Annotated in this window: 8 protein-coding genes and 1 pseudogene; 7 read left to right on the forward strand and 2 right to left on the reverse strand. The window is 61.6% G+C overall.

Annotated features, from left to right (window positions below):
* The 6 genes and pseudogenes from AC1DLB_RS13790 to AC1DLB_RS13815 form a co-directional block, all read left to right on the forward strand.
* Nucleotides 1–227, forward strand: a pseudogene (locus tag AC1DLB_RS13790) (SAM-dependent methyltransferase); the annotation flags it as partial.
* The gene (locus AC1DLB_RS13795; protein ID WP_019581872.1) at nt 227–724 is read left to right on the forward strand and encodes a DUF3261 domain-containing protein; all 498 of its coding nucleotides are present in this window, start codon (nt 227–229) and stop codon (nt 722–724) included. The pseudogene AC1DLB_RS13790 and the gene AC1DLB_RS13795, both read left to right, overlap by 1 nt.
* Nucleotides 721–1,917: a beta-ketoacyl-[acyl-carrier-protein] synthase family protein gene (locus AC1DLB_RS13800; RefSeq protein WP_477785135.1), complete on the forward strand. Its 1,197-nt coding sequence runs from the start codon at nt 721–723 to the stop codon at nt 1,915–1,917. Before AC1DLB_RS13795 ends, AC1DLB_RS13800 begins: the two co-directional genes overlap by 4 nt.
* On the forward strand, nt 1,914–2,372 hold the full coding sequence (locus AC1DLB_RS13805) for a hotdog family protein (protein ID WP_018928602.1): 459 nt from the start codon (nt 1,914–1,916) through the stop codon (nt 2,370–2,372). The genes AC1DLB_RS13800 and AC1DLB_RS13805 overlap by 4 nt, the downstream gene beginning before the upstream one ends.
* On the forward strand, nt 2,372–3,100 hold the full coding sequence (gene fabG / locus AC1DLB_RS13810) for a 3-oxoacyl-ACP reductase FabG (RefSeq protein ID WP_018928603.1): 729 nt from the start codon (nt 2,372–2,374) through the stop codon (nt 3,098–3,100). Before AC1DLB_RS13805 ends, fabG begins: the two co-directional genes overlap by 1 nt.
* Nucleotides 3,100–4,326 (forward strand): beta-ketoacyl-ACP synthase, encoded by a 1,227-nt coding sequence (locus AC1DLB_RS13815; protein WP_477785136.1) that lies wholly within the window; start codon nt 3,100–3,102, stop codon nt 4,324–4,326. The genes fabG and AC1DLB_RS13815 overlap by 1 nt, the downstream gene beginning before the upstream one ends.
* A 384-nt stretch (nt 4,327–4,710) precedes the next feature.
* Here the strand turns inward: AC1DLB_RS13815 and AC1DLB_RS13820 are convergent, their stop codons facing one another.
* The gene (locus tag AC1DLB_RS13820; protein ID WP_019650776.1) at nt 4,711–5,607 is read right to left on the reverse strand and encodes a LysR family transcriptional regulator; all 897 of its coding nucleotides are present in this window, start codon (nt 5,605–5,607) and stop codon (nt 4,711–4,713) included.
* Between the two features lie 118 nt (nt 5,608–5,725).
* Here AC1DLB_RS13820 and AC1DLB_RS13825 point away from each other — a divergent pair, with 118 nt between their 5' ends.
* Nucleotides 5,726–7,000 (forward strand): MFS transporter, encoded by a 1,275-nt coding sequence (locus AC1DLB_RS13825; RefSeq protein ID WP_018928608.1) that lies wholly within the window; start codon nt 5,726–5,728, stop codon nt 6,998–7,000.
* Between the two features lie 69 nt (nt 7,001–7,069).
* Here the strand turns inward: AC1DLB_RS13825 and hemE are convergent, their stop codons facing one another.
* Nucleotides 7,070–8,137 carry a uroporphyrinogen decarboxylase gene (gene hemE, locus AC1DLB_RS13830; RefSeq protein ID WP_018928609.1) on the reverse strand — a complete coding sequence of 356 codons (1,068 nt, stop codon included), beginning with the start codon at nt 8,135–8,137 and terminating at the stop codon, nt 7,070–7,072.
* Nucleotides 8,138–8,336: the final 199 nt, after the last annotated feature.

The following is an 8,336-nucleotide window of genomic DNA, read 5'->3' on the forward strand; positions in this document are numbered from 1 at the left end:
ACCCGATGCACGTGCAAAAGAGTGCCGCCGGCTACCTGGAGATGATTCGTCGGCAGGGTTTTGAATTTAGCCCGAAAAACGTGTCTTACCCTTACTTGTGGTGGAGTCGCGCCAAGGATTTCGGCCTGCTTGAACGCTTCGGCTTGCGCCAGCCAAAACCCTTTGGCCAACGGGAAGAAACCCTGGTCAATGTGGTCGCGCGCAAGCCCCTTGAAGAGAGTGTCTGATGATCCGTTTGCTGCTTCTGGGTTGTGTCCTGCTGCTGAGCGCCTGCGCCAGCCAGACGCCGCTGCCCGAGCGAACCCCGAACCTGGCGTTGCCACTGCAACTGCATATCGAACGGCAGATGGCCGAGCAGCGTCAGGACTGGCTCCTGGTGATCCAGCGTGAAGGCCCGGGCATTCGCTGGTCGATGATGGACCCGTTGGGGATTCCCGTGGCACGACAGAAACTGATCGATGGCCAATGGCAAGCCGACGGTCTGCTACCACCCAATCCGGAAGCCCGGGAGCTGTTCGCCGCCCTGTTGTTTGCATTGACCCCCGAAGGCGAGTTGCACGGCAACTATCCCGCCGCCCGGCAGCATGACGGGCAACGGTCATTGTCAGCGCGCTGGAACATCCGCTATTCACAACCAAGTCTTTCGCAACCACCGAGCTTTGAATTGAACGTGTCCCAAGGCCCGCACTATCGCGTCACCCCGTTAGGCGAAAACACGCCATGACCGCTTACCTGAATGCCCTCGGGGTAATCTGCGCCCTCGGCCGCGACAAGCAGGAAGTCGCCCGCAACCTGTTTGCCGGCGATTGCTCGGGCATACGCAACGAGGCCGGCTGGGTCGCGGAGCGCTCGTTGCCCGTGGCGGCGGTGCGTGGTGAGCTGGCACCGATTCCGGTTGAGCTGGCTCATCAAAGCAGTCGCAACAATCAATTGCTGCTGGAGGCCGCGCTGCAAATTCGCCAAGACATCGAGCAGGCGATCCAGACCTACGGCCGCGACCGTATCGGCGTCATTCTGGGCACCAGCACCTCAGGCATCGACGAAGCCAGCCGCGGCCTGGCCCATTACATCCGCGAACATCACTTCCCGGCCGATTATGACTATCAGCAGCAAGAGCTCGGCGCTCCGGCGACGTTTCTCGCCGACTGGCTGCAATTGAGCGGCCCGGCCTATGTGATCTCCACCGCCTGCACCTCCAGCGCCCGCGCGCTGATGAGTGCCCAACGACTGCTCGACCTGGGCATGTGCGACGCCGTGTTGTGCGGTGGTGTCGACAGCTTGTGCAAGCTGACCCTCAACGGTTTCTCGGCCCTGGAAGCGGTGTCCGAGCAGCGCTGCAACCCGTTTTCGGCGAACCGCAACGGCATCAATATCGGCGAAGCCGCGGTGCTGTTCCTGATGAGCAAAACCGCCGGCAGCAGCCAACCGATTGCTTTGCTCGGCAGTGGCGCCAGCTCCGATGCACACCATATTTCCGCGCCGGAACCCACCGGCCGTGGCGCCCGGCAAGCCATGCACAAAGCCTTGAGCCGCGCAGGCCTGCAACCCCAACAGATCARCTATCTGAACCTGCACGGCACCGCCACCCAACACAATGACGCAATGGAAAGCCTGGCTGTGACGGCGCTGTTTCCACAAGGCGTGCCCTGCTCGTCGACCAAACCGATGACCGGCCATACCCTCGGCGCCGCTGGTGCCCTGGAAGCGGCGTTCTGCTGGTTGAGCCTGAGCGCGGATAACCACGAGCATGCCCTGCCGCCCCATGTCTGGGACGAGCAGCCCGACCCCGAGTTGCCGGCGTTGCATTGGGTGACCCCGACCGACCACCTGACGTCCATTGCACCCCGCTACCTGATGAGTAATTCCTTTGCCTTTGGTGGCAATAACGTCAGCCTGATTATCGGAGACGCCTCATGATTACCTGGCCGCTCGCCGAATTGCTGCCCCATGCCGGCGACATGATCCTCATCGATCAGATCCTGTCGTTCGACGACGAGCAGATCTATACCCGACTCACCGTCAAACCCGGCGGCCTGTTCAATCGCCCCGACGGCAGTCTGCCGGCCTGGGTCGGCATCGAGCTGATGGCCCAGAGCGTCGCCGCTTATGCCGGCTGCCATGCGCGCCAGAAAGGCAATGCGGTGGAACTGGGCTTCCTGCTCGGCAGCCGCAAATTCGAATGCAACGTGGAACACTTCCCCGCCGGCACCGAGCTGACTATCCACGGGATACGCTCGCTGGAAGACGATAACGGCATGGGCGTATTCGAATGCCACATCACCGCCCCCGGCATCCACGCGACCGCTCGGTTGAACGTGTTCCGCCCGCCTCAAGCCGCTCAATATCTGCATGAATCCCAAGGAGTCGAGTGATGACTGAATCCGTACTGGTCACCGGCTCCAGCCGTGGTATTGGCCGCGCCATCGCATTGCGTCTGGCCCGAGCGGGGCATGACATCGTGCTGCACTGCCGCAGCGGCTTGGCGGACGCCGAAGCCGTCAAAGCCGAAGTGGAAACCTTGGGCCGCAACGCGCGCATCCTGCAATTCGACGTCAGCAACCGCGCCAGCTGCAAAGCGATCCTTGAAGCCGATGTCGAAGCCCATGGCGCCTATTACGGCGTGGTGCTCAACGCCGGCCTGACCCGCGACGGTGCTTTTCCGGCCCTGAGCGAGGAGGATTGGGATGTGGTGATGCGCACCAACCTCGACGGTTTCTACAACGTGCTGCACCCGGTGATGATGCCGATGATCCGTCGTCGCGCCGCCGGGCGGATTGTCTGCATTACTTCGGTGTCCGGGCTGATCGGCAATCGCGGGCAGGTCAATTACAGCGCGTCCAAGGCCGGTCTGATCGGCGCGGCCAAGGCATTGGCGATTGAGCTGGGCAAGCGCAAAATCACGGTTAACTGTGTCGCACCCGGCCTGATCGACACGGCGATGCTCGATGAAAACGTGCCGGTGGAAGAACTGATGAAAATGATCCCCGCACAACGCATGGGCACCCCGGAAGAGGTGGCCAGCGCAGTGAATTTCCTGATGTCGGCGGAAGCTTCGTACATCACCCGGCAGGTTCTGGCCGTCAACGGAGGCCTGTGCTGATGAAGCGCGTCGTCGTCACCGGCATGGCCGGCATCACCTCACTGGGCAGCGACTGGGACACCATCGCCGCCAACTTTGCCGCCAACCGCAGCGGCATTCGTCGCATGCACGAGTGGGATCGCTTTACCGAACTCAATACCCGCCTGGCCGGGCCGATAGACGACTTCGAGGTGCCCGGCCACTGGACGCGCAAGCAACTGCGCAGCATGGGCCGGGTATCGCGGCTGGCAGTCGGCGCTGCAGAACAGGCCCTGGCGGACGCCGGGCTGCTGGGTGATGAGTCGATCAAAGACGGGCGCATGGGCGTGTCCTGCGGCTCGTCCACCGGCAGCACCGACGAGATCAAGGCGTTCGGCAAAATGTTGCTCAATTCGGTGGCCGAAGGCCTGAACGCCAACTCCTACGTGCGGATGATGCCGCACACCACGGCAGCGAATATCAGCATCTTCTTCGGCCTCACCGGCCGACTGRTCCCGACCTCCAGTGCCTGCACCAGCGGTAGCCAGGGCATCGGTTACGCCTACGAGTCGATCAAGTTCGGCCGCCTGCCGCTGATGCTCGCCGGCGGCGCCGAAGAGCTGTGCCCGACCGAGGCCATGGTGTTCGATGCGCTCTACGCCACCAGCCTGAAAAACGATGCCCCGCAAACCAGCCCGCGCCCTTACGACAGCGGCCGCGATGGCCTGGTCATCGGTGAGGGCGGCGGCATGCTGGTACTCGAAGAGCTCGAACACGCCCTGGCGCGTGGCGCCCGCATCCACGCCGAGATCGTCGGTTTCGGCAGCAACGCCGATGGCCAGCATGCCACCCGCCCCGAGCTGATCACCATGCGCCGGGCCATGGAGCTGGCTTTGGAAGACGCCGGGCTCGACCCAAGCGCCATCGGCTATGTAAATGGTCACGGCACCGCTACAGAGCAGGGCGACATTGCCGAAACACTGGCGACCAACAGTTTGTTCGGCGAACACATGCCGATCAGCTCGCAGAAGAGCTTCCTCGGCCACACCCTGGGAGCCTGCGGCGCGCTGGAGTCCTGGTTCAGCATCGAAATGATGAACCGCGACCTGTACGTGCACACCTTCAACCTCGATGAGGTCGATCCGCAGTGCGGCAAGCTCGATTACCTGCGCGGCGAATTCCGGCAGATGAGCAACCAGTATGTGATGAACAACAACTTCGCTTTTGGTGGGGTCAACACCTCGTTGATCTTCCGCCGCTGGTCGTAAACGAGCCACGCAGGGGCGATCATTACCGGGGTTGCGCTGAAAGGGGATTTGGCGAAGGTTCAGTAACGCCAGAATCGACAAAGGGCGCCTTTCGGCGCCCTTTCACAAACAGGTCGGCTTGTCATCGCCCGGTACCTGCCTGGCTCTGCGATGGCTGGTTACCCAGGATCCTCAGAGTCTCACAAGCCCCTTTCGGGAACGCGGGCAGTATTGCTTGAAACTTAACGGGAGACAACGGGTGGCGACTCGCCCAACTGTGCCACCTCTGATGGCATCACAGGCCAAGAGCGTTGCGTACCGCGGCTTTGATTGCGTAAAACTCAGATAAATCACTAGGACGGATCCATTACTTGAAGTGTCCTGAGTGCGGTGATTTGCTCGCTTTCACTTCCCTTCAACCTTACGCGTCAACAACTCCACAAACGCCTTGGCCATCGGCGACTTCTGATCCTTGCGCTGCACCAGCCACACCGCCGAAATCGCCTCCGGATCGAGCAACGGCCGATACACCACACCATCGATACGCATCCGCTGATAAGACGCCGGCAACACCGATACCCCCAAACCCGCCGCCACCAGCCCGATGATGGTCATCGCCTCGCCCGCCTCCTGGGCAAAGTGCGGGCTGAAGCCGGCGTCCCGCGCCAGGCTGAGCAATTGTGCGTACAGACCGCTGCCATAGCTGCGCGGGAAAAATACGAACGGCTCGAGGGCCAGAGCGGACAGGAACAGACCTTCTTCGCTGCCATCCACCAGCGGATGCTTGGAGCTGAGCACCGCCACCAATGGCTCACGCATCAGTTCCACCACGCTGAGGGAGTCCGGCAAGCCCAACGGGCGCATGATGCCGACCTCGATCGACTCGTCCACCAGCGCATCGGCCACTTGGGTGCTGCTCATTTCCCGCAGGTTCAGGTGCACCGCCGGGAAGCGCTGGCGAAATGAGAAAATCGCCTGGGGAATGGTCGAGTTGAACGGCGCCGACGAGGTGAAGCCGATCTTCAGTTCACCCAATTCACCAAGTTGTGCCCGCCGAGCCACATCCGCCGCTTTGTCGACCTGAGCCAGCGCCAGCCGCGCCTCTTCCAGAAACAGCCGACCGGCCTCACTCAGCTCGACCCGACGATTGGTCCGCTCGAACAGACGCGCCCCCACTTCCTGTTCCAGCGCCTGAATCTGCTGGCTCAGCGGCGGCTGCGAGATGCCCAGCACTTGGGCGGCGCGGCCGAAATGCAGTTCTTCGGCGACGGCAATGAAGTAGCGCAGGTGACGCAATTCCATGAAAACTCCATTAGGTCGTTAAACCTATCAAACAGGTCGAACAATATATTGGATAGAAACATTAGCCAGCTATATGATTTTTTCATTGCCTGACCGGCTGCGTCCTCCGAGGTCCGAAGTGAAAACTGCTGTCGCCCCACTCGCCCATGAAATCCCGCCCGCCGCGCTGAATGATGTCGTCGCTGAACATAACGAGATCTACATCGAGAAAGGCACACCGATGTTTATGCGCACGGTGCTGGCGCTGTTCTCCGGAGGCTTCGCGACCTTTGCCCTGCTCTACTGCGTACAGCCGATGATGCCGCTGCTGTCCCGCGAGTTTTCCATCAATGCGGCCCAGAGCAGCCTGATCCTGTCGGTCGCCACCGGCCTTCTCGCCATCGGCTTGCTGATCACCGGCCCCATCTCCGATCGCATCGGGCGTAAACCGGTGATGGTCGCCGCACTGTTCGCCGCCGCACTGTGCACCATGGCCAGTGCCATGATGCCGAGCTGGCAAGGCGTGCTGGTGATGCGGGCGCTGGTCGGGCTGTCGTTGAGCGGTCTGGCGGCGGTGGCGATGACTTACCTGAGCGAAGAGATCCACCCGCAGCACATTGGCCTGGCCATGGGCTTGTACATCGGTGGCAATGCCATCGGCGGCATGTGTGGACGCTTGATCGTCGGGGTGCTGATCGACTTCGTCAGCTGGCACACGGCAATGCTGGTCATCGGCGGCCTGGCGCTGATTGCCGCCGCGGTGTTCTGGAAAATCCTCCCCGAATCGCGCAACTTCCGCGCCCGCTCGCTGCACCCGCGTAGCCTGCTCGACGGCTTCACCATGCACTTTCGCGACGCCGGCCTGCCGCTGCTGTTTGTCGAAGCGTTCGTGCTGATGGGCGCGTTCGTTACCCTGTTCAACTACATCGGCTATCGCCTGCTGGCCGAGCCGTATCACATGGACCAGGCCTTCGTCGGGCTACTCTCGGTGGTGTACCTGTCGGGCATCTACAGCTCGGCGAAAATCGGCGCCCTGGCCGACCAGCTCGGCCGGCGCAAAGTGCTCTGGGCAACCATTGTGGTGATGCTCGCRGGCCTTGCGTTGACGATGTTTACGCCCCTGCCAGTAGTGATCTTCGGCATGCTGGTCTTCACCTTCGGCTTCTTCGGCGCGCATTCGGTGGCCAGCAGCTGGATCGGTCGTCGCGCGACCAAGGCCAAGGGGCAGGCGACGTCGTTGTACCTGTTCAGCTATTACGCCGGGTCGAGTATCGCGGGGACGGCGGGCGGTATGGCCTGGCATCTGGGTGGCTGGAACGGGATCGGGCTGTTCATCAGCGGATTGCTAGTGATTGCGCTGTTGGTGGCGTTGAAATTGGCGAAGTTGCCGCCGTTGGAGAATTTGAAAGCTTAAGGCTGCGATCTTTTTGATTTTGATGCAAAAACGCCCGGCAAATGCCGGGCGTTTTTTATCGGGCGACGATCACTCGTGATACTGCGCCGACAGCTCATGCACCGCGCGCAAGAAAGCGCCTGCGTGCTCCGGATCGACTTCCGGGGTAATGCCATGGCCGAGGTTGAACACGTGGCCGCTGCCCTTGCCGTAGCTGGCGAGAATCCGGCCGACTTCGGCGCGGATGGCTTCTGGCTTGGCGTAAAGCACGGTCGGGTCCATGTTGCCTTGCAGGGCGACTTTGTTGCCGACGCGTTGACGGGCCTCACCGATGTCGCAAGTCCAGTCCAGGCCCAGCGCATCAGCGCCGGCGTCGGCGATGCTTTCCAGCCACAGGCCGCCATTCTTGGTGAACAGGATGACCGGCACTTTGCGGCCTTCATGTTCGCGGATCAGGCCGCTGACGATTTTGCGCATGTAGGCCAGGGAGAATTCCTGGTACGCCGCCGCCGAGAGATTTCCGCCCCAGGTGTCGAAGATCTGCACTGCTTGTGCGCCGGCCAGGATCTGGCCATTGAGGTACGAGGTGACCGACTGCGCAAGCTTGTCCAGCAGCAGGTGCATGGCTTGCGGGTTGTCGTAGAGCATGGCCTTGGTCTTGCGGAAGTCTTTCGACGAACCGCCTTCAACCATGTAGGTGGCCAGGGTCCATGGGCTGCCGGAAAAACCGATCAGCGGCACACGGCCGTTCAGTTCGCGGCGGATGGTGCTGACTGCGTCCATGACGTAGCCGAGGTCTTTCTGTGGATCAGGAATCGGCAAGGCTTCGATGTCAGCCAGGGTGCTGACGACTTTCTTGAAGCGTGGACCTTCACCGGTCTCGAAGTACAGGCCCTGGCCCATGGCATCGGGGATGGTCAGGATGTCGGAGAAGAGGATCGCCGCGTCCAGTTGCGGATAGCGGTCGAGCGGTTGCATCGTGACTTCGCAAGCGAACGCCGGGTTCATGCACAGGCTCATGAAGTCACCGGCCTTGGCACGGCTGGCGCGGTATTCCGGCAGGTAGCGACCGGCCTGACGCATCATCCACACTGGGGTGACGTCTACGGGTTGCTTGAGCAGGGCGCGAAGGAAACGGTCGTTCTTCAGGGCAGTCATGTCGGCATCCGGAAAAAAAGTGCGGGCATTTTCTCAGAGCGCGACGCAAAAGGCACGGCAAGAGCCGATCCTTTTGTCTATCGGGTCAATTTGTCGCGGTGAAATGCAGACTTTGCAGCACCACAAAACACTGTAGGAGCCGGCTTGCTGGCGATTCAGACGACGCGGTGTATCAGGTACACCGCGTTATCGTTCATCG

The sequence above is a fragment of the Pseudomonas sp. 05N434 genome, assembly GCF_056396965.1.